Origin of the sequence: Flavobacterium ardleyense, from assembly GCF_033547075.1 — a bacterium.
Classification (GTDB): Bacteria; Bacteroidota; Bacteroidia; order Flavobacteriales; family Flavobacteriaceae; genus Flavobacterium; species Flavobacterium ardleyense_A.
This window is the reverse complement of sequence record NZ_CP137891.1, coordinates 1,704,272-1,726,827: the sequence shown is the minus strand read 5'-3', so window position 1 is coordinate 1,726,827 and position 22,556 is coordinate 1,704,272. Positions and strand designations below refer to the sequence as shown.

Here is a 22,556-nt window from a genome sequence, read left to right as displayed (position 1 = left end):
CTTATTATGAAAGCAAAATTACTATTAATGCTGCTATTTACTTTTAGTGTTAACAGCTACTCTCAATCCGTATCTTGTGATGATTTGCTTGAATTTATAAAAACGGAAGGTTCGTATGTTTCGAAGGTTAGCAGCTTCACCTTGGATTCAGAATGGTTGAATGAAGTTACCGCCTACACGTATGATGGTAAATACTATGTCATAGCAAAAATTAAAAAAAACAAGTACAGTTATTCTACAAATACATACATATTTTGTGGTATTCCTTCCAGAAACTGGAGCAGCTTTAAAAATGGCGGTTACGGAGAAACGGATTCCTATGGTTCACGATTTCATGCCTATATTATAGATTATACTTGCAATTGTGATTGAGAGAAGTAAGGTTTAAGAAAGTTATTTATGCACAATTGCAGGAAGAAACCGTTTGGCTAACCCAAGCTCAAATTTGCGAACTATTTCAAAAATCTAAATCTACTAGTATTAGCACATTAAGAATGTTTTTAAAGGAGCTGAATTAGATCATAAAGTGGTATGCCGGGATTTCCGACCAACCACTCTGGAGATTGCTTACACACAAATTAGGCAATTTCCGAATTTCAGCGGCAAGCAAGCAAGCAAGCAAGCAAGCAAGCAAGCAAGTAATAGCTAGGTTTGATTCTTTCAAGAACAATATTCCTACACTTATTAAACAACGATCTCTTTACAAGCTTTGTAGTTGGGCTCAGCGTAAAAACCTCGCCTTCTCCCCCACCACTCCACCTTCAACCAAGGACAAATCCCCTTCTTGCTAGAAGTGAACTGAAATACAATCTGCTTCGCGTTAAACAACTGTTGAAGTGCCTTGAAGTCTTTCGGCGAAAGCCAGAAGGATATACGATTTGCGATAGACGATTTACGAAGTTGGATTTACGAATTACGAATTACGAAGTTGGATTTACGAAGTTGGATTTACGAAGTTGGATTTACGAATTTAGAGTTACGATTTACGAAGTTGGATATACGATATACAATCTACATTAAACAACATACATTTTACAATATACGTTATACAATATACATTATACAATATACAGTATACAATCTACATTATACAATATACAATATACAATATACAATATACAATATACAACATACAAATTACCATTTACGACTTCAGCCCAGCGGCTGCATCTGCTAAACCGCGGTACTTCAATTTGGCACCAAATCCAAAAATTACTCGTGCAGCATAAATTCGGCGAAAGCCAAAAAAGGATTGCCTAGATTATTTTGAATATTTTTAAACGCAAAAAACCCGACCTAAGCCGGGTTTTTTGGTATATAAGGGTTACAAATTTATGCAACTACTTCTTCTGGTTTATTATGTCTAGCTTCGATTGCATCGTGCTCTGCTTGTGGAATCGTATCCACCAAAATTGGCGTTGCAATGAAAAGTGATGAGTAGGTTCCTACTACAATACCGATAAGCATTGCAAAGATAAATCCTCTAATTGACTCTCCTCCGAAGATGAACATGATTAGTAAAACCATAATCATGGTAAGAGATGTATTTACCGTTCTGGACATGGTTGAGTTAATCGATTTGTTTACAATTTGATTAAAGTTACCTTTCTCTTTTCCGGCAAGGTACTCACGAACCCTGTCAAATACAATTACAGTATCATTTAGCGAGTATCCAATTACAGTCAAAATCGCAGCAATAAAGTGCTGATCTATCTCCATCCCAAAAGGAAGGTATTTCCATAATAGTGAGTAGATACCTAGAACGAAGATAACGTCATGCGCTACTGCAGCTACTGCTCCAAGAGAATACTGCCATCTTCTATAACTTATCATCAGGTAGATAAATACTAGCGCCATTGCTCCTAATACTGCCCAAATTGAGTTTGTCTTGATATCATCTGCTACAGAAGGTCCTACTTTAGATGCAGAAAGCAATCCTAGGTTTTTACCGTCGTAGGCATTGATAAATTTATCATAGGTCATATCTGGACCATAGTGCTTTTTCAAATTATCAAAAAGCAATTTGTTTACTTCTAAATCTGCTTCTGAACCTGTTTCGTCAACTTTATACTTGGTAGTAATTTTCAGTTGATTGTCCGATCCATATACTTTTGCTTCGGCACTACCGTCAAATACTTGTGCAAGGTCGCCTTTAACATCTTCGGCAGAAACTGGTTTTTCAAAACGAATTTGGAATGTTCTTCCACCTACGAAATCAGTACCATAGTTAAGTCCGTTTGTAGCAAGTGATGCAATACAAATAATTAAGATTGCGATTGACATACCGTAGGCAATTTTCTTTTTTCCTAAGAAATCAAAATTGAATTTGGTAAAGAAATTTTTAGAAAATCCAGTTACGAATGTTAGGTTGTTTCTACGTGAAATACTCCACTCCAATAAAATTCTTGTGATGAAAATTGACGTAAATAAAGAGGTAGCAATACCAATTAATAAAGTAGTTGCAAATCCTTTGATTGGTCCTGTACCAAAAATTAAAAGTACCGCTCCTGTTAAGATGTGGGTTACGTTGGCATCGGTAATTGATGACATTGCGCCTTCCCAGCTAAAAGATTTTTTTACTGCTAAATCTAGTGGTGTTCCTAGTCTTAATTCTTCTTTAGATCGCTCGTAGATAATGATATTTGCATCTACCGCAGTTCCCATTGTAAGTACGATACCAGCAATACCAGGCAATGTAAGTACAGCACCTAAGCTTGCAAGAATTCCGAAAAGGAATAATAAGTTAACTGCCAAAGCGATATTTGCATACCAACCTGCTTTACCATAATAAAGCATCATCCAAAGAGATACTAATAATAAACCTACGATTGCAGAGTTTGTTCCGTTATCAATAGCTTCTTGACCTAATGATGGTCCTACAATTTCTGATTGAACGATTTCTGCAGCTGCCGGTAATTTACCCGCACGTAGAACGTTTGCTAAATCTTTTGTTTGTGCAACGTCAAACATTCCTGAAATTTCTGATCTTCCACCGGCAATTGGTCCGCTAGAAACTCCTGGTGCAGAATAAACTACATCATCAAGAACGATTGCTATATTTCCTTTTGTAGTAAAAGCATTTCCAGTAAGTTCTTCCCACTCTCTAGCTCCTACACCACTCATCTGCATTGTAACCGATGGTTTTCCTAATTGGTCAAAAGAATCTTTTGCATCTGTAACAACTCCACCGCTCATCGCAGCTTGATTGTCTCTATTTCCTTTAAGTGCATACAATTCGACCGATTCGATAGTAGCGCCTTTATCAGTTTTGATTGCAGTTGGAATACCCCAAACAAATTTGGCAAAACGCTTGTCTGCTGGTAGTAATCTCTGAATGTCTGCTCTCTTTAGGTATCCATTGATTTTTGCTGTATCTCTTGTAGAAACCACAGCCAAAACTGGTCCGCCTCCTTGAGCAACAAATGTATCGATAAGTGGATTGTTTCCTTTTGCTAATGCAGTTGAATCACTTTTTGTATCGGTAAGTAGTGAGTCAATTCCGGTAGCCGGTTTTGCTTCGGTTACTTGAATGTCTTTACCTTCTGTAGCTTTTAGAGTTTCGTTTGCCGCCATTAGGAATTCACCTAATTCGTCAATTTTGTAAGTTTCCCAAAATTCTAATTGTGCTGTACTTTGTAGTAATTTCTTAACACGATCAATTTCTTGTGCTCCTGGCAATTCAACCAAGATACGACCTGATTGACCAAGTCTTTGAATATTAGGTTGTACTACACCAAATTTGTCAATACGTTTGTTTAATACCTGAAATGCACTTCCAATAGACTCATCAACTTTTCTACGAAGCACTTTCTTAGCTTCGTCATTAGTCATTTTGAAAGTCATATCGTCACCCATTATTTTATTTGCAAAAATTTCTGGAGATGCTAATTTGGTTTTTCCTTCCGCTTCTTTTTCAAAAGCAATAAAGAATGCATCAATATAATCTTGATTTCCTTCTCTATTTGCTGATGCATCAACAAGCGCCTTATTAAAGATTGGATCTTTTGAGTTATTGGCCAATCCTTTCAAAATATCTTTTACAGAAATTTCAAGAATTACGTTGATTCCTCCTTCAAGGTCAAGTCCTTTATTGATCTGTTTTCCTTTTACTTCATCATAAGTAAAATCAGTAAAACCTAGATTATAGACTTTTTCTTTTCCAATAGAATCTAAATATCTAATTTGCCTTTGCGAGTCGCCTGCAGCAAATTCCTTTGCGTCATCCTGAATTTTTTGAGCGACAAAGGTGAAAGAAAGTTGGTAAATACTTACCAGCGCAAATATTATTGCGAAAAATTTAACGAGTCCTCTATTCTGCATTACTACTAAAAATTAATTATTTTTTGGTTCAGTCAATATTGTTTGGTGAAAAATACCAGATTAATGCTCAAATGTTGGTTGCCCAAAAGACAGTGCAACTAATGTGGAGTTTTTTTGAAACGTGCAAATATATAATTTACGAAAAGATTAAACAATTTTATTTTGTACTATCATTCAATTATCGAACATTATTAATTATATGTTAAAAATTGTAGCGATAAATAGATCTTACAAGCACTTTCGTGGGTTTGAATTATTAATTTGACAATTTACTTTTTCACTTATTTCACAAAAAAAGTGCTACATCTTTCGACATAGCACTTAATTGAAATTTTATAAATTTTGTATCACTATAAATGAGATTTTAAATCTGCATTCATATTTCTAACTGCTTCTGCACTTTCGGCAAATTTTTGCTTTTCTTGCTCGTTCAGTTCGATTTTTACGATTTCTTCGATTCCATTTCTTCCTATAATACAAGGTACGCCGATGCAAATATCGTTCTGACCGTATTCGTCGTCTAGCATTACCGAACAAGCAATCATTTTTCTTTGATTGTTGAGAATACTATCTACTAAATATGCTACCGAAGCTCCCGGAGCGTACCAAGCAGATGTTCCTAGCAATTTAGTAAGTGTTGCTCCTCCTACCATTGTACTACTTGCCACTTCTGAAAGTTCTGATTCTGATAAAAATTCAGAAACAGGAATTCCATTGTAGGAAGCTAATCTAGTAAGTGGAATCATGGTGGTATCACCGTGACCTCCAATTACCATTGCCGAAATATCGTTGATTGGTTTGTCTAAAGCTTTCGCTAAAAAGTATTTGAATCGTGAACTGTCAAGAGCACCACCCATTCCGATGATTTTCTTTTTGTCCATTCCTAAAGATTTCAATGCCAAATAAGTCATTGTGTCCATTGGATTAGAAACTACCACCAAAATTGTATCTGGTGAATGTTTTAAAACATTTTCTGCCACCGACTTGACGATTCCAGCATTGATTCCGATTAATTCTTCTCTGGTCATTCCTGGTTTTCTTGGAATTCCCGAGGTGATTACTACCACATCACTGTTGGCAGTTTTAGAATAATCATTAGTAACACCAGTAACTACTGTGTTGAAACCTGTATTACTGCTGCATTGCATAATATCCATTGCTTTACCTTCGGCAAAACCTTCTTTAATATCCAATAAAACAACTTCACTAGCAATTCCTCTATAAGAGATTACATCTGCACAACTGGCACCAACATTTCCAGCGCCTACTATCGTTACTTTCATATATTTTGAGCTTTTTGTTATAATTGCAATTCTTTTGCAAATGCAATTTATACTAATTTTATTGAATTAAGCGTCAATTTTAGCGTAAGCTGCATTTTTCTCGATAAATTCTCTACGAGGTGGTACCTCATCGCCCATTAGCATCGAAAATACGCGGTCAGCTTCTACAAGACTATCAATCGTTACCTGACGCAATGTTCTGTATTCTGGGTCCATCGTAGTTTCCCACAACTGCTCAGCATTCATCTCTCCAAGACCTTTATAACGTTGGATATTTGCACTTCCGCCCATACGAGCATTGGCAGCATCACGATCATCGTCACTCCACGCATACTCTTTTTTATTCCCTTTTTTAACCAGGTATAATGGCGGAGCTGCAATATAAATGTGTCCATTCTCGATTAATTCTCTCATAAATCTAAAGAAGAAAGTAAGAATAAGAGTTGCAATGTGACTACCATCGACATCGGCATCACACATAATAATTACTTTATGGTACCGTAGTTTTTCAATATTTAAAGCTTTTGAATCTTCGGCAGTACCAACTGTAACTCCCAGAGCAGTAAAGATATTTTTGATCTCTTCATTTTCAAAAACCTTGTGTTGCATTGCTTTTTCAACGTTCAAAATCTTACCTCGAAGCGGCAAAATTGCTTGAAAAGATCGATCACGACCTTGCTTTGCCGTACCACCTGCCGAGTCTCCCTCGACTAGATATACTTCACATTTTGCAGGATCTTGTTCAGAACAATCAGAAAGTTTTCCTGGAAGTCCACCGCCGCCCATTACGGTTTTACGCTGAACCATTTCACGAGCTTTTTTCGCCGCGTGACGTGCTTGCGCTGCAAGAATTACCTTTTGAACAATGATGCGAGCATCATTTGGATTTTCTTCCAAATAAGCTTCGATCATATCTCCTACCGCTTGCGAAACCGGAGAAACTACTTCTCTATTTCCAAGTTTTGTTTTTGTCTGTCCCTCAAATTGTGGCTCTTGAACTTTTACCGAAATAATTGCCGTAAGCCCTTCACGGAAGTCATCACCAGAAATATCAAATTTCAGTTTGTCCAACATTCCCGACGCATCTGCATATTTTTTTAAAGATCTTGTAAGACCTGTTCTAAAACCTTGCAAGTGCGTACCACCTTCATGGGTATTAATATTATTTACATAAGAGAAAATATTCTCAGTATAACTTGTATTATAAATCAAAGCCACTTCGACTGGAATTTCGCCTTTCTCATTATCCATGCTAATTACATGTGCAATAATTGGCTCTCTATTTCCGTCAAGGTATCTGATATATTCTTTTAGACCTTCGTCAGAATGAAAAATTTCTTGGATAAAATTCCCGTCTTTATCTAATTCTCTTTTGTCAGTATAGATTACTGTAATTCCTTTATTCAAGAAAGAAAGCTCACGCATACGAGCTGATAGGGTATCGTAGCTAAATTCTACTGTTTGAGTAAAAATAGTTTCGTCTGGATAGAAAGTAACTTCGGTACCTCTCTTGTCTGTAGTTCCTATTTCATGCACAGGTGCCAATGGCTTTCCGCGCTCATACTCTTGCTCGTAAATTTTCCCTTCTCTGTAGACAGTCGCTCGCAAATGTTTTGATAATGCATTTACCACTGAAACCCCTACACCGTGAAGTCCACCAGAAACTTTGTAAGAGTCCTTGTCGAATTTTCCACCTGCACCAATTTTTGTCATTACAACTTCCAGTGCCGAGACACCTTCTTTTTTGTGCATATCGATTGGAATACCACGCCCGTTATCTAGTACTGTCACCGAATTATCTTCGTTGATAGTAACCGAAATTTTATCGCAATGACCTGCCATAGCCTCATCAATAGAGTTATCTACGACTTCGTAAACCAAATGATGAAGACCACGAACACCAATGTCTCCAATATACATGGAAGGTCGCATTCTTACGTGCTCCATTCCTTCTAATGCCTGAATACTGTCTGCCGAATAACTATTCTTATTAACTTCTTCGCTCATATTATTTTGTTCTCTGATGTGATTTTTGTCTAACACGCAAATATACAAAATCGTACTGAATTTATAGGATTTAATGCACTTAAACCTAGCTAAGTTATCAACATTTAACACTTATTTACTGTCATTTCCAACGGCTTAGAGCTAAAAAAAACCGCATCGCTGCAGTGGTTGTTTATTTGTAGAATCGTTAAATTGTTAAATTCTTGGATTGTTGGATTGTTGGATTTTTGAAGGGTTGGATTTTTGAAGGGTTGGATTGTTGAAGGGTTGAATCATCTATTTTTGCATGGATGTATTTTATAATCGTTGAGTGGCTGAAGAATTTAATTGGAGACTCTATAGAATATAAATATTTTACTATACCCAAAAATTACCATTTAACAATTAAACGCATAATCATTTCAACAATTAAACGCCATTATACATCAACAATTAAACGCATAAACACATCAACAATTTAACTCTTCCCTATAAAATATCATTAATCAGATACTCGCTACTATTTATCTTGAAGCTGTACCCTACTGTTTGTCCTAGTAAGGCTTTCGCCAAAGGGGATTCGGTTGATAAACCATAAATGGTGTGCCCATCAAATATGGTCTTCGGTAGCGCGACCGAGATCAGAAAAAATGTCGAATTTGCCTGCACCAAACTTCCCAAAATAACTTTGTCCGACTTTCTGCCGAAGTCAATTTGATCAAAAGCTTTTTTAGCCGCTACATTTTCCAATATTTTGTAATTCAACTTCTCTTGCTCTAAGTGCATCATGGACAAAGCGGTCTCATGCTTATCCCCCGCCGAACCCTTACTGTCATTCTTTGCATCTTCGGTAAGGGCCGAAATCATATCTTTGAAAACATCAATCTTATCCTGAATATTTACTGCATAATACCCACAAACTTTTTCTTTGAAAGTCATAAAATAAGATTTAAATTTTCTGTGTTTTCAAATTTAGAAATCAAACTTATAGCTTGCTCCAATTACACCTTGCAATCCTTGCACAGGATAGTCAAGCCATTTTTCGTAATTTTTATTTGCCAAATTATTTCCTCTTAAAAAGAAGTTCAAACGATCGCTAAATTTATAGTTTACGTGAATATTGGCATCAAAATAACTTTCTAACGTTCGAACACCTGTCTCTCCAACTAAACTAGAAAATTGCTGAATATCCTTGCGTTCTCCGGTAAAGAATAAATCGGTACCAGCCGAAATTTTATCGGTAATAGCAACCTCAAGATTTGCACCTATCTTAATTGCTGGCATATTCCAAGCTTCGGCAACACCATCAACGCCGTAATCACTAAAACTTCCGTTGATACCTGCCGATACTTTATCTGTAAAATCAGCTTTTAATTCTCCGTAAAAAGAGATTGTTCTTAGATTTCCGTACGCGATTCCAAATGAATTTCCAAAAGCATAGTTTGGCAATTCTGATTGTTCGTTATAATCATTGCTCTTAAAGAAAGCTTTGTTACGCTCATTTGTATAAGACGCGCGGATATTATAACCAACACTGCTAGCTAGTTTTCCCTTAAGTCCTGCAAAGAAATCGTATTGTCTATCAGTTGGAGCAACGCCAAATTCTGGTGACATATAAGGATTGACATTTGTAAAATCTCTATATGAATTTTGTTGCAATCCGCCTTCAGCACCTGCGTAAAATACCATCAAATCTCCCACAACATCAATCGAAGCTGTTACATTTGGATAAATATAAAAACTACTTTTGTCATTTTCTAAATCCATGCTATAAAAAGCTGAAGCACCAATATTAAAAGACCAGTCATTTCTAACCAATGAAAAACTTGGCTGAATTCCGATATTTGCAAATCCGTAATTAGCTGGCGTAAAATCGTAGTGCGGTTTGTTGAAACTTCCACCAACATAATCAACTACAAAATTGGACTGTATTTGCAAATCGTTAATATCAAAACTGATTTTAGGTTTCACGATCAATCTGTTTTCTTCAGATTTGTAAGAATCCCAAAAACGATTGTACTTCACTTCTACTCTATTAAAGATGCTTTCGTTTAACTCTACAACCGAGCCTACATTAAAATTATGGTAGGTATGCTGTGGATTTATACTATGTACAATAACTCCCACTGCTTCTGGGCTAAGACTTGCCGCAAATTCTTTAGGAAGTCCATACCAGTTGTAAGATTGATTTTGGTATCCTGCATCTACTTTCCAAGACAAATTTTGCACATTATATCCATACGTAAGATCAAGTGAAGAATCACGGTAATCATCATCTAGAAAAATATTTTTTACCCCCCCTTCTGACGATAAATGTCTAAGCATTCCACTGATGTAGCTATTATCACCAACTTCTCGGGTAACGTATAGCTCGCCCAAGATTGTGCCATAATTGCCTACTCCAAATGTTGCAAAATTTGGATATAACTGCTCCGATTTCTTTTTGTCAACTCCTGCAGCACGGCCTTTACTTGGTGTAAAAGTTGACGCTACCGGAAATGAAAAAATATTGTATTTTATTTCCTCTTTCTTTTCATTGTCTTCATCGTCCATTTTTGGAGTTTCTTTCAGTTTGAAAGCATCCGATATAGTGGGTGTATAAGGCTTAACAACGTTGACAACCTCGGTACCGATATTCTCGTCTTTCTTCTGCGAAAACATGGTTTGCGCAGCTAATAAAATTAATAATGCAGTACTATATTTTGTGTTTAAAATCATAATTTTCTTTATAAAATATCAATCAAATTGGAATCTAACGAACGGTAGTTGTTCTTTAATTTTGAACTGATGAATTGGTTTTAGATTCTTCTCCTTTAATTTTTGCAAGTTCAGCTTTCGCTTCTTCGATTACATCTGCATAAGCCGTGAAATTCTTAATCACACTTTCTAAGATATAAGTTGCTTGGAAACTGTCCTTCAAACCGTAAAAGTTTTTAGCCATTACAATCAGTCCTTTTGCTCCGAAATATTTATAGCTAGAATAATTTTTTGTCAATTTCTGAACTGCCGCGTTTGATACTTCAAACTTTCCGTCTTTATTTTTAAAGTAAGCATCGTAGTATAATGCCTCTGCTGCAAGTTCTCCTGTTGCAATGCTTAGTAAATTTGCGTAAGCAGTACGCGCTTTTGCCTCATCATTGGTTTTAATCGCTGAACGAGCAACAATAATTTGAGCATCTGCTTTTACTTTTGCATCAGTTTTTGGATTGCTCAAAACTTTGGTAGCATAAATTTCGGCATTGCTGTAATCCTTTTGCTCGTAATATGTTTTCATTAAATTCGCTTGCGCAAAAGTCACGTTCTGCGGAAAATCAGCTTCGGTTTCTAATCTTTTTAAAGTTGATATAGTGTTATTCACATCAGCTTTCTTGATATAAATTTCAGCCAATCTTGCTAACGACTGCTCGGTAAATTCGCTTCGTTGCTTTCCAACTACATACTCATAATTTGCAATTGCATTATTTGGCAATCCATCATTAAAGTAAGACTGTGCCAGATAGAAATTCGCTTTTAAAGCGTGAATACCATTTGGAAATGATGAAATATAAGATGATAGCGCTGCAATTGCCGCTTTGGTCTCGTTTTGCAAATATTTCTTTTCGGCACTTTTGTACGTATCATTATCAAGATCTACATCGGTAACTTCAACAAACGCCAGTGTTTTTACCCAAGCAGCATATTCGTTAACTCGACCAGAATCCATATAGATCAATCTTGCGGTTGCAACTGCTTCCAGTGCTTCTGGCGATTGAGGATAGTCTGCAGCCACTTTTTTAAATTTCGCCAAAGCGTCATTATCTTTTTCTGCATTGTAATAAACCAATCCTTGTCGTAAAATTGCTTTTGAACTATAATTTCCGTTTTTGAATTCTGCTACCAATTTGTCGTAGGTTTTTAATCCTAAATCGGTTTTGTTTTCGGCTATATATGTATTTCCAAGTTCAAACATCACATCATCTCTGTAATTAGATTTTGGAAATTGCTCAAGAAATTTATTTAAATCTTCAATTTTTCGATCATTTCTAGCAACAAACCCGTAGCTGATTGCTTTTTGATAAGCCGCATAATCTGCATCGATACTTTTTAGTTCAATTGCTTTATTGTACGCATCCATCGCTGGCCAATATTTTGCCGAAACAAATCGGCTGTCTCCCAATCTTAAGTATGAATCGTTTAGACGCACATTATCTTTTGGAGAAGCATCAATTTGCTTCTGGAAATAATCTCCTGCTTGATCGTACTCTTTTAATTTGAAATAAGTGTAAGCAATATTATAGTTACTGTTTTTAAATTCGGGAGTGTTTTTGGCTTCCGCCGAATTCATAAATTGCTTAAAAGTAATAAGAGCGGTACTGAAATTATCCAATACATATTCTGTTTCCGCTTTCCAAAAAGTGGCTCTCGCTAGAAATTTAGCATCACGAGGCTCGTTGATCGATTTTGTAAATAATTTTAAAGCTTCACTATAATTTCCATCTGTATACAACTCTAAACCTCGGTAAAAAGCAACTTTCTGATAAGCTGCTTTGTTGCTAGATTTATTTTTTTCTAATAAATCTAGAGCACCTTGGTAGTTTTTTGAAGTGATATAAGAATCTATTAATAGATTTTCGATCTCAAGCTTTGCTGGCGATTTTGGATATTTCTGGATAAATGCATTCAACACATCGGGTACCGCTTGATAGGAGTTACCTATTTCATAACTAACCTTTGCGTAGTTTAAAGCCGCATCTTCTTGAATTTGCTCGTTAAATGACATTTCCGAAGCATTTTTGAAAGCATTTAAAGCCTGTAGTTTTTTTCCAGTCTTCAAATAACTTTCACCTAAATGGTAGTAAGCGTTTTGTGCCACTGAGTCATTTCCACCGACAATTTTATTAAATTGAGCAATAGCATTTTCAAAATCGTTTTGCTTGTAGTAAGCATATCCTAATTGGTAATAATCAGTATTATTCCACTTTCCTTTTTTACCTTTATATTGGTTTAAGTACGGAATGGCTTCAGCATACTTCTCAAGGTTGAAATAGCTTTCTCCAATAATCTTATTCAATTCAGATTTCTCAATCGCATTACTTTTGGCCATAGCCGCCTTTCCTAATTCAATCGCCTTATCAAATTTTCCTAATTTGAAATTCATATCCGCTTGAAAATACGAAAGCTTCTCTTTGTACTTTTCTTCGCCAGAAACTTCGTCAAAGTATTTTGTTGCTTCTTTATAATCATCACCTTCATAAGCCATAAAACCTAAATAATACTTAGCTTGAGATCCGTATTCTTTAGAATTTTGCACTTTCGTGAAATAAGTAGTCGCTTCTTTCTTTTTCTTAGCAGAGAAAAAAGAATAGCCTTTCTGGAAATCAAAACGCTCCTGATCTTTTGCGCTAAGCGAATTCTCATCCACTTTATCAAACCATTCCAATGCCTGTGGATATTTTCCTTGCTCAAAATAAAAATGAGCTACCTCTATATAAGCTTGATTTTGCTTCGTGCTACTTGGATAATCGCGAACAAAATTCTCCATTTTCGAGTCGGCATCTTGTTGCTCTAGACGAATAGCAGCATTTGCACTATAATAAGCGCAGTCACCCTGTACATCTGAGTTATTTGTCGTTGCTTTTACTTTATCAAAAAGTATCTGAGCGGAGAGATATTGCTTATTATTATAGAGGTAAAGTGCTTTGTCGTAATCCTTTAACTCGTGGGTGTAAATTTCCGAATTTTGAGCCGAAACTGTACCTACAGTAAATAGCGAAATGGTAAATAGTAATCGAGCGTATTTATGCATTATCTATGGGTTTTTATCAAAAATTCAAAAGTAAGAATCTGTAGCTGATAACGGCAACAACTTAACAATTATTATACACATTTTTTTAACTATTTAAATATGCTATCAAAAATAGAAGGCATTGTAGGAGCTAATTTGTGAGTGAGTGCATTATTTTAAATTTAGTTTTGAAACCGCCGCTTTACTTATTACTTTTACCACTTAAACATACCAAAATGGCAGAACCTATTGTTTTTTTACAAAATGTTACCATCTCACAGGATAAACGTGTGATTATATCAAACCTTAGTCTTGCGGTACAGCGTGGAGAATTTATTTACATCATCGGAAAAACAGGTTCGGGCAAGAGTAGTTTAATGAAAACTCTCTATGCAGATATGCCGCTTCTAGAAGGAGAAGGCACCATTGTAGGATATGATTTGGCTACACTTAAAGAAAGTAATATTCCTTTTCTACGCCGTAAGATTGGAATCGTATTTCAAGATTTTAAACTACTTCCGGATCGTAATATTTATGATAATATGCAATTTGTGCTTCGTGCCACCGGATGGAAGGACAAGCCTGCAATGGACGAAAGAATCAATGAAGTTCTTAATCGTGTAGATTTACTTACGTTTGCGCATAAAATGCCGCATCAGCTTTCGGGCGGAGAACAACAACGTGTTGCCATTGCTCGTGCGCTGCTCAACGATCCTGAACTTATACTTGCAGATGAGCCTACAGGAAATCTAGATCCGCAAACTAGCGTAGAAATTATGGAAGTTTTACGTAAGATTAATGAAAAAGGTCAAACCGTTATTATGACCACTCACGACTATGCGCTAATATTAAAATTCCCTGCGAAAACCCTTAAGTGCGAAAATGCATCAATTTTTGAAGTGGTACAAAGAACCGTATAATGCTATCAATTTTAATACCCACATACAATTACAATGTGTTTCCACTAGTTCAAAAACTTTGGGAGCAATGTCGGGAACAGCAAATTGAATTTGAAATTTTATGCCAAGATGATGGGTCTCAATCGGTTCATAATATTGAGAATAGTGAAATTCTAACTCTTGAAAATTGCAATTTCTTTATTAATGAGCAAAATATTGGTAGAGGCAAGAATATCAACTCACTTTATAAAAAATCAAAATACGAATGGCTTCTTATTTTAGATTGTGATGTAATGCCTGTATCAGACCGATTTATCGAAAATTATCTGAACACTTTAAAAATTCCCGAAGTTGAAGTCTGCTACGGCGGAATTAATTATAAAAAGAATCGTCCAAGTGAATCCCATATTCTTCGCTGGGTTTATGGTTACAAAAGAGAAAGTCTATCGGTAGAACATCGAAAGAAGAAACCTTATCAATCTTCCCTAACTTCAAACCTACTAATCAGTCGAGACGTTTTTAAGGAGAATAGATTTTCGGCAGTTATCACAAATTATGGGTATGAAGATCTTGTTTTCTTCTACGATTTAAAATTAAAAAATATTAAAATTTTCCATATAGACAATCCAGCTACTCACATCAATCTTGATAGCTCGAAAGTTTTCTTAAAAAAGACTCGAATCGCAATAGAAAATCTAGATTATTTGACAAATTTTGAAATGGTCAAAGGCGAAAACCGACTTTTAAAGCAATTTGCAACGATCGAGAAATATGGTCTTACCAAAACGATGAGTCAGTTTTATTCTTACTTCAAAAAGGATATGGAAATAAATCTTTTATCGGCCAATCCATCGATGACGGTTTTTGATTTGTATCGACTTGGCTATTTTTCGCAACTCAAGCTGCAATAAAAAATAATATTTCTGAGCCACAAAGTTTTTCGCTCAGTGCTATTTTGCAATAAATCCGTACAGTTTTTCGGCATTTTCAGCATCTTCTAAAACCTCATTCAAAATTAGCTTGCGCTGTTCATGCTCTCTAAAAGGTTTGGATTTTAAAGTTTCAATTGCGGTGATAAATTCTTCTTTGGTTTCGGCAACTTCACAAAGACTTCGCAACTTCTTATCGTCAAGCATATTGCTGTTTATGATGCAATGCCTACTTTGAAAAAGTGCATTTACAGCTTTCAATTTTGTGCCAGATTGCTGAAATGATAACATCACATTAATATGAGCATTCTGAGACAAACTAATTAGATGTTCGTGGTTTTTGATAACAATATATTGCACGTTTTTGAGCTGTTCACATCTTTTCATCAATGTTTCATTTTCTAAACTAGAAGCTATAATTAGTGGATAATTGTCCACCGATTGAAACACATCTATTAAAAAATCGGCGGCTTTTTTATTGTCAGAAATTCGCAAATCACCATTATAGAAAGCGTATTGACCAAAATCTGAAGTATCCGCTATCCTATCATTCCCATGGAAAACTGGAATATATTCGGCATTGTTATATAGATCATTTACAGCATCAGTTTCAAAAGATGATAAGGTGAAGACGCAACAGAATTCGGCTAAATTCTTGAGATACCTTTCATACTTATATGATTCGATGAAATAAAGAATCTTTTTAAAAATACTAGTTTCAGTCTTTACCAAACCTTTGTAGTAGTTGTTTTCAAGATTATGAAGTCGCAAATAAAGACTTCTATCCTTAAAACATCGCGCTCGAATAACTGAGGTGGATTGTAAGCCTTCAAACAAAATATCAAAATTATCATTTTTGAGATTTTGCGCAAGCATTTTATGACTTCTAGATGCGACCGAATATGGTTTTTTTGAAAATAAGTTAAAAATGCTATTATTCCGTTTGTAGAAATGGCAGCTTTCAGTAATACTTTGCAAAGCAGCAGTATCTGCAGGAATTTCATCTACAAAACAATGCAAGTTAATTTCCACACCTATTTTATGAAGTGCCTTAAGCTTATAGAAAACATCGATAACACCCCCATAAACTGGCGGATAAGGATTGTCAAAACAAATAATATGTAATTTCTTCTGTTGCATAAATCTTAACAAAAATACAAAATTATAATCGAGGACAGTGCGGCATTCCCGTCGAAGAAGAAAAGTAGCTTAATAAAATCGACCGGTGGTAAAAAGTACCGATTAAAAACATATTGTACCAAGATCAAATAACTGTCAGTAAATGCTATCTTTGAGAAAACTTAATTTTAATGCCAGTTTTCTCGGTCGTTATTCCACTTTACAACAAAGAAAAGTATATTGCTCAAACCCTAGAAAATGTTTTGAAGCAGCGCTTTACTGACTTTGAAATTATCGTTGTAAATGATGGCTCCACCGATGCTAGCGGAAAGATTGTAAAAAGTTTTTCAGATGCTCGAATCAGTTATTTTTCTACCGCAAACCACGGAGCTGCGGCAGCTCGAAACTTCGGAATCGAAAAATCAACTGCGCCTTATATCGCTTTTTTGGATGCAGACGATCTTTGGATGCAAAATCATCTGGAAGAACTTAAAAAGTTGATTGATCGATTTCCACAAGCGGGAATGTATTGCAACCGATATCAATTGATTTTTGAAAATGGTAGCACTTACCAACCATCCTTTTACGGTATTGATGATACTTATGAAGGTGTAGTAGAAGATTATTTTGCCGCTAGTTTGCATTATGCCGTTGCAAGTTCCATTTCTGTTGCTGTCCCGAAATCAATTTTTAGTGAAATCGGAAATTTTAAAAAATATATTTCAAGTGGTCAGGATACTGATATGTGGATTAGAATTGCATTGCATTCCAAAATTATAATTGGCAATAAATTGACTTCCTCTTACCTTCATTATATAGAAGGAAGTCTATCTAAAACAGACATTTTACAAAAGAACATCAAAAGATTTGACGAATATCAAGATCATGAAAAGTCGAATCTTAGTCTAAAAAAATATTTGGACCTTTACCGGATGGAATATGCTATGCAATACAAAATGGCGGGTGCTTCAAATGAGTCGAAATCGTTGTATAACCAAATTTCAAAGGAAAACCTCTCAGTCAAATCGAAGGCTTTGTATATTTTGCCGAAAGGCATACTATTGTTACTATTAAAAATAAAACAGCTGCTAAGACGCAATGGTATTGACTTTTCTATTTATAATTAGGATTTATGATCCGCTAGAAATTCATCAAATTCTCTGATATAATCGTCCTCGTCAAAAACGTCTGAAGCCACTACCAAACACACAGACCCGCTCGAAAAATCCATCAATTCGCGCCAAATTCCCTCATGAATTAACAATCCTTCATTGGGCTTATTAAGGGTCACAGTTTGGGTTTCATGACCATCGTTTAAAACAACCGTAAAGCTTCCGCTAAGAGCAATCAAGAATTCTTTTTGCGCAATATGTGAGTGGCCACCGCGATAGGCACCGCTCGGAACATCGTATAGATAGTAAATTCGCTTGAAAGTATATGGAAGAATATCCTCTTGAATTACCGACAGATTTCCGCGTGGATCCTCAATTTTAGGGATTTTTATAATATCAATATTCATACGACGAATTTAATTCTATTTTTAATAAATCAAGCCATTGTTTGCCAATTTGTTCAGTCGAAAACCGTTGCACACTCTGATAAGCGTTGGATTTGCAGTATTCGTAAAGCTTCGGATCGTGAAAAAACCGATTTAAAGATGTTGTCATCGCGCTAAAATTTTGATTCTCTACTAGTAAACCATTTTGTTCATGAGTGATAATTTCGTTTGGACCCGCAATGCAATCAAATGAAATAGCAGGAATATTGTTGGCCAAAGCTTCAACAAGTACCATCCCGAAACCTTCGTGTTTGCTACTTAAAACTAGAAATTTGGCTTTGCTAATATATTTATGTGGATTTACATCAAAATCTATCAAAACCACAAAATTTTCAAGTTTAAAATTCTCTATTACTTTCATTAAATCGGGATTCTGACCTGCTCCCAAAAGCACTAATTTAATGTTTGATTGTGGCAGAATTGATTTTGCGTAAGCGCCAATCAACAAATCCAGTTGCTTGACATTGTTGTCATCATATTTGCCGATTGCAATTATAAATTCGGAATCAATATCGATAGGTTCATTTGATTGTATAATCACCATTTCTAAATCAATTGGATTATAAATAGTCGTGCAACCTGTAAGGTGGTGCTTCTTCTCTACCAATTCTTGAATCTTTTTTGAAACACAAACTAGCTTTTTACCATCGCAAATGATACCGGTGATAAAGGAGTTATCGGGCAAATAGGTGTTGATTTTGGAGCTGTGAACGGTAAGAATTGTATTAGATTTAAAAATAAATTTAGCGTAAAGCAATTCCTTAAGCGGTTGCAATCTATATCTGAAATCTATAATGTGGTCAAAGTTATTTGAATTAATATACTTTTTTAAAGTAAAGAAAGACTTGGCTTTTTCAGTAACACTTTCATTTTCAGATTTCCCAATTCCGAAGTTTTTCAATAATCCCCCGTACGGATAATCAATATAATCTTCCAGAACGATATTGTGAACTTCTAAACCAACTTTGTCAAAATAAAGGGATAAGGAAGACATTACTTTTTCTAATCCACCACCACTAAGACGGTAGGCCAATAAAGCAATTTTTAACTTCTTATGTTGCATATTATTTTTGAATAACTAAATTTACATTTAAACTACAATATTACAATCTTTATGCAGAGTATGCCATTGGTTAGCATTATTTGTCTAAGCTATAATCACGAAAAATTTGTGACACTCGCCTTGGATTCCGTATTAAATCAGACCTACAAAAATATAGAACTTTTAATAGGAGATGATTGCAGTCCTGATAATTCAGCAGATGTAATAGAAAAATGGTTGCGAAATCATCCAGAAATTCACTTCACTAGAAACAGAATAAATAGAGGATACACAAAAACCTTCAATTCGATTTTCAGTAAAGCCAAAGGTGACTTTGTGATTGATCTTGCAGCAGATGATATTTTGCAACCTGATTGCATTGCAAACCAACTTCAAGCATTTCGAGAACATAAAGATGCTGGTTTAGTCTATGGAAATATGAAATTAATTGATGAAAACGGTAAAGAATTGGGATATTATTATCCTGTAGATGATCAATTATCGGCTATTAATCCACCAAATAGCGGCGATGTTTATATAGATATTATCAATCAAAGACACAAAATTTGCTCCGTAACTGCAATGATGAAGCGATCGATGCTGGACGAACTTGGGGGTTATGATGAGACTTTGGCATTTGAAGATTTGGATATTTGGATTAGAGGCTCAAGAAAATATCCTTTTTATTTTATTGACAAAATTCTCGTAACTAGAAGAGAATTAAAGTCATCAATGGGAAGCATTATTTTCTTAAAAAATGATGCAAGGGTGATCAGAATGAACAATTCATCTTATAAAATAATGCGAAAAGCGATGCGATTAAATAAGAGCAGAAAAGAAAATAAGGCGCTATTAAGACGGATGCATTACGAAATGACCAAGGCTTTGCACACACGCCACTACAGTTTGTTTTTAAAGTATATTCCGCTTGAATTGAAACTGCGATTTTTTTAAATTAGGAATTCCCTATATTTTTTTGACTCTGACAGTTGTTTTTCTCTGATCTAAAATGGAGGTAAATTGTATAGAACAACATACTATCCATCTTCACTTTCTCATGGAGATTGCACCTACATTTTAATATGTTTTAAAATAAAACGCTACGTAAATCGCGCTCTAATAATTCTGTTTAAAGGTTTTTCTAAAAACAGATAAATAACTACCGCTAAAAGATTTAATACTAAAAATATCACCCATAAATTATCTGTGATGGTATCAAGTTTAAATTTAAAAATCCCCATATGCACCAAATAAAAAGCATAAGAACTTTTGCCTAGAAGCACTGCAACCTTATTTGAAAATAAACTTTGCACAATAGTTTTTTCTTGAATTAGGCCGAACAAAAGAGGTGCTATTCCCAACAATGGGAGAAATAAAAGATAGACAACATAAAAAGGGATTTTATCAGCTGCTGCCCCATCATTATCTAAAATTGACATCAAATATATACAAATTATCATTGCGCTAATTCCCCCGTAAGTGAACCATCCTGACGTAGAAAATAAGTGACTTTTCTTCATTACAAACACAATTCCGATCCCGATAAAAAATTCAAAGACTCGACCTAGGAAAGTAAATTCCAGTAGAAAATTGTTACTACCAAAAAACCCAAATGGAAGCGAGTTTCCGAAAAAATGAACAATCCCAAAGCCTATTAATAAAATTAAAATGGGAAGAATGACCAGAAAACATTTTGACTTTCGCAGTAGTAGAAATAACAATGGTGCGGTGAAGTAAAATGTTTCTTCGACGGTGAGTGACCAACCTTGAGCAATTCCTGTAAATATTAAATCATCAAAGAAACCTCTGAGAAACGTAATATTCATCCCGTACAAAACCCAGTCAAAAGACTCCTCTTGCCTATAATACCAGGTCGCTAAAAACGTGATGGTGGTGAGAATAAAATAAATGGGATACACTCTCGCTATTCTATTAATCATATAACGTCCAAAGTGAAAATTCTTTGAATCCATGTATCGATAAGCAATCAAAAAACCACTTAGAACAAAAAAGATACTTACACCAATGTGAAATTGTCCAACAAACTTTTTAAGAATTTCAAAATTAGTTTCATCAATTGAATTATAATGAACTATAAAAACCATATAAGCGGCCAAAGCTCGCACTCCAGTCAATGCAGGATAAATTTGCTTTGTCATTACCTTCTTAGTTTAGATCGAATTTTAAAATAAATGCTTTTCATTCCGATGCGCTTGTCCAATGAATTGTATGAAAATAGTAGTGACAGCAGAAAAACAATTCCGATTACAATACTCTTATAAGGATTTGGCAGAAAGAATACCGCAGCGCTACATAAACTTCCTAAAATAACTGAAACAATGAAAATTTTGAATGCATCACTTCTAAAATAAAAGTTATATTTCTTGTTAACAATAAAGTAAACATAGATTCCATACAGCACATAATTTAGTAGCATAGCAATACCAATCCCCACCAATCCAAAATAATTATAAAAAAGAATTGTAAGACTGACATTCAGAAAATCACTGACCAATTCTTGTTTAAAATACTGCTTCCTATCTCCTTTTGCCAAAATAATAAACGCCAATGGCCATGCTGATGCTTTGACGATTATAGCCAATAGCGCGGCTTGAAAAATTAGAAGAACTGGCAAAAACTCCTTGGTATAGAGAATTTGAATTACAAAAGGAGCCGTGAGGTACAGAAATATTATGGCGGGTGTAATTAGCAATAAAGCAATTTCTATTTGATCATTGACCAATTTATTAACCGTTTTTCGATCGGAATTTACAGCAGTTAATCTAGGATAGAAATCCATCGACATAGATGTAAAAATCAGCCCTACATACGAAAGTAAAAAAACAGTACTAATTTCGTAAAACCCTAGAATTTGCGAAGATTCACCATTATTATTCAGATATAATTTGATTAAGAACGTGCAGATATATCCAAAAATAACGTTGATGGAAAGCAGCAATCCCAACTTTAAAACAGGAAGTGACTCTTGATATAATTTCGAGAAACCTTCTGCAAATTTCTGACTTTCAAATTTTCTAGTATAATATACATTTACAATTAAATTAATCAAACTAGACAGTAAAATCACCGGGACAATTCCGTCGAAACCTAAGAAATAGTAAAGTGAAATTGTCACTGCAGTAATTGCTGCCGACGCAATCACCGTAGAAAAAGCGATCGATTTGATCATTCGTCTTCCTTGCAAGATCGCTCCTCGACTAGTAGTGTAGCTAGTCAGAAAAAAGTTAATTGATAAAGCAATAAACCACATCGTATAATCTGAATTTCCAAAAGTCCATTGACTTAGAAGTTTACTAAATGCGATGGTCAAAATTGCACCAAGAAGTCCTGTAAATAGTGCAATCCTTTGCAACACAAAAATCATTTTGGGTAAGGCATCGGGATTTTCGTCGGCTTCGGCTACCGCGATTTGCCGCACGCTAGTTACCGCAAAGCCAAAATTGGTAAGTGAGCCAATAATATTTAGAGTATTCATCAGTAAACCTACGATTCCGATTCCTACAGGACCAAGAAAAATTGCAACAAATTTAGCCCCCACCACGCCAATTGCCATTCTTGTAAACTGCATCATGCCAAAAACACCAGTGCCTTTTAAAATGGTTCCGTGAGAACTATTTTGTTTATTGTTTTTCATT

General features: G+C 35.2%; 16 protein-coding genes. 5 read left to right on the top strand and 11 right to left on the bottom strand.

The window, feature by feature from the left end; genetic code table 11:
• Nucleotides 1–6 precede the first annotated feature (6 nt).
• Nucleotides 7–372, top strand: a complete 366-nt coding sequence (locus SBO79_RS07465) for a hypothetical protein (protein WP_318639795.1) — start codon at nucleotides 7–9, stop codon at nucleotides 370–372.
• Nucleotides 373–1,332: 960 nt separating this feature from the next.
• Here SBO79_RS07465 and secDF read toward each other — a convergent pair.
• The 6 genes from secDF to SBO79_RS07435 all read right to left on the bottom strand — a co-directional run bounded on the left by secDF (nucleotide 1,333) and on the right by SBO79_RS07435 (nucleotide 13,374).
• Nucleotides 1,333–4,320, bottom strand: a complete 2,988-nt coding sequence (secDF, locus tag SBO79_RS07460) for a protein translocase subunit SecDF (protein WP_318639794.1) — start codon at nucleotides 4,318–4,320, stop codon at nucleotides 1,333–1,335.
• Nucleotides 4,321–4,670: 350 nt separating this feature from the next.
• Complete coding sequence (locus tag SBO79_RS07455) at nucleotides 4,671–5,603, bottom strand: malate dehydrogenase (RefSeq protein ID WP_318639793.1); 933 nt, start codon at nucleotides 5,601–5,603, stop codon at nucleotides 4,671–4,673.
• A gap of 66 nt (nucleotides 5,604–5,669) precedes the next feature.
• A complete protein-coding gene (gene gyrB, locus SBO79_RS07450) occupies nucleotides 5,670–7,610 on the bottom strand; it encodes a DNA topoisomerase (ATP-hydrolyzing) subunit B (protein ID WP_318639792.1) in 1,941 nt (646 codons plus the stop codon).
• Nucleotides 7,611–8,078: 468 nt separating this feature from the next.
• A complete protein-coding gene (locus tag SBO79_RS07445; protein ID WP_318639791.1) occupies nucleotides 8,079–8,528 on the bottom strand; it encodes a hypothetical protein in 450 nt (149 codons plus the stop codon).
• 33 nt (nucleotides 8,529–8,561) lie between these two features.
• Nucleotides 8,562–10,307, bottom strand: coding sequence for a TonB-dependent receptor (locus SBO79_RS07440; protein ID WP_318639790.1), 1,746 nt, complete (start codon nucleotides 10,305–10,307; stop codon nucleotides 8,562–8,564).
• 55 nt (nucleotides 10,308–10,362) lie between these two features.
• Complete coding sequence (locus SBO79_RS07435) at nucleotides 10,363–13,374, bottom strand: tetratricopeptide repeat protein (RefSeq protein WP_318639789.1); 3,012 nt, start codon at nucleotides 13,372–13,374, stop codon at nucleotides 10,363–10,365.
• A gap of 215 nt (nucleotides 13,375–13,589) precedes the next feature.
• Between SBO79_RS07435 and SBO79_RS07430 the strand changes: the two genes are divergently transcribed.
• Nucleotides 13,590–14,273 carry a cell division ATP-binding protein FtsE gene (locus SBO79_RS07430; RefSeq protein WP_318639788.1) on the top strand — a complete coding sequence of 228 codons (684 nt, stop codon included), beginning with the start codon at nucleotides 13,590–13,592 and terminating at the stop codon, nucleotides 14,271–14,273.
• Nucleotides 14,273–15,163 carry a glycosyltransferase family 2 protein gene (locus SBO79_RS07425; protein ID WP_318639787.1) on the top strand — a complete coding sequence of 297 codons (891 nt, stop codon included), beginning with the start codon at nucleotides 14,273–14,275 and terminating at the stop codon, nucleotides 15,161–15,163. The genes SBO79_RS07430 and SBO79_RS07425 overlap by 1 nt, the downstream gene beginning before the upstream one ends.
• A 39-nt stretch (nucleotides 15,164–15,202) precedes the next feature.
• On the opposite strand, the gene SBO79_RS07420 is transcribed toward SBO79_RS07425, so the two are convergent.
• Complete coding sequence (locus SBO79_RS07420; RefSeq protein ID WP_318639786.1) at nucleotides 15,203–16,321, bottom strand: hypothetical protein; 1,119 nt, start codon at nucleotides 16,319–16,321, stop codon at nucleotides 15,203–15,205.
• A 170-nt stretch (nucleotides 16,322–16,491) separates the two neighbouring features.
• On the opposite strand from SBO79_RS07420, the gene SBO79_RS07415 reads away from it, so the two are divergent.
• Nucleotides 16,492–17,427, top strand: coding sequence for a glycosyltransferase family 2 protein (locus tag SBO79_RS07415; protein WP_318639785.1), 936 nt, complete (start codon nucleotides 16,492–16,494; stop codon nucleotides 17,425–17,427).
• On the opposite strand, the gene SBO79_RS07410 is transcribed toward SBO79_RS07415, so the two are convergent.
• Both SBO79_RS07410 and SBO79_RS07405 read right to left on the bottom strand, forming a co-directional pair.
• Complete coding sequence (locus SBO79_RS07410; RefSeq protein WP_318639784.1) at nucleotides 17,424–17,819, bottom strand: sugar 3,4-ketoisomerase; 396 nt, start codon at nucleotides 17,817–17,819, stop codon at nucleotides 17,424–17,426. The genes SBO79_RS07415 and SBO79_RS07410 overlap by 4 nt on opposite strands.
• Nucleotides 17,809–18,921 carry a glycosyltransferase gene (locus tag SBO79_RS07405; RefSeq protein WP_318639783.1) on the bottom strand — a complete coding sequence of 371 codons (1,113 nt, stop codon included), beginning with the start codon at nucleotides 18,919–18,921 and terminating at the stop codon, nucleotides 17,809–17,811. The genes SBO79_RS07410 and SBO79_RS07405 overlap by 11 nt, the downstream gene beginning before the upstream one ends.
• 51 nt (nucleotides 18,922–18,972) lie before the next feature.
• On the opposite strand from SBO79_RS07405, the gene SBO79_RS07400 reads away from it, so the two are divergent.
• Nucleotides 18,973–19,854 (top strand): glycosyltransferase family 2 protein, encoded by an 882-nt coding sequence (locus SBO79_RS07400; protein WP_318639782.1) that lies wholly within the window; start codon nucleotides 18,973–18,975, stop codon nucleotides 19,852–19,854.
• A gap of 146 nt (nucleotides 19,855–20,000) precedes the next feature.
• On the opposite strand, the gene SBO79_RS07395 is transcribed toward SBO79_RS07400, so the two are convergent.
• Nucleotides 20,001–21,059 carry an acyltransferase family protein gene (locus SBO79_RS07395; RefSeq protein ID WP_318639781.1) on the bottom strand — a complete coding sequence of 353 codons (1,059 nt, stop codon included), beginning with the start codon at nucleotides 21,057–21,059 and terminating at the stop codon, nucleotides 20,001–20,003.
• Nucleotides 21,059–22,555 (bottom strand): oligosaccharide flippase family protein, encoded by a 1,497-nt coding sequence (locus tag SBO79_RS07390; RefSeq protein ID WP_318639780.1) that lies wholly within the window; start codon nucleotides 22,553–22,555, stop codon nucleotides 21,059–21,061. Before SBO79_RS07390 ends, SBO79_RS07395 begins: the two co-directional genes overlap by 1 nt.
• Between the last annotated feature and the right edge of the window lies 1 nt (nucleotide 22,556).